The sequence below is a fragment of the Pseudomonas sp. EA_5y_Pfl2_R50 genome (genome assembly GCF_963970475.1).
Taxonomy (GTDB): Bacteria; Pseudomonadota; Gammaproteobacteria; order Pseudomonadales; family Pseudomonadaceae; genus Aquipseudomonas.
The window spans coordinates 1-442 of record NZ_CAXAPT010000191.1 but is presented as its reverse complement, the minus strand read 5'-3'; the positions used below and the strand labels follow the sequence as shown (position 1 = coordinate 442).

Annotated in this window: 1 protein-coding gene; it reads left to right on the top strand. The window is 62.4% G+C overall.

What is annotated here, in order from left to right; all coding sequences use genetic code 11:
• A partial coding sequence (locus tag AACY19_RS27395) for a phage tail sheath family protein (protein WP_339454620.1) occupies positions 1-442 on the top strand: 442 nt, incomplete at both ends.

Here is a 442-nt window from a genome sequence, read left to right as displayed (position 1 = left end):
TCTGGGCGTCGCCGTCGAACAAGGAGTTGACCGGCATCACCGGTACCGGCCGCGCGGTCGAGTACCTGGACGGCGACGAGACCTGTCGGGCCAACCTGCTCAACAACGCCAATATCACCACGATCATTCGCGACGACGGTTACCGCCTGTGGGGCAACCGCACGCTGTCGAGCGATCCGAAGTGGGCGTTCGTTACCCGCGTTCGCACGCTGTTCATCCTCATGGACGCGGTGCAGGCCGGGCACAAGTGGGCGGTTGACCGCTCGATCACCAAGACCTACGTGACCGATGTCACCAACGGTCTGGATGCATTCATGCGCGACCTGAAAGCCCAGGGCGCGATCATCAACTTTGAAGTGTTCGCCGACACCGAACTGAACACGGCCAGCCAGATCGCCGAGGGCAAGGTGTATTGGCGCATCCGTTTCACCGACGTGCCGCC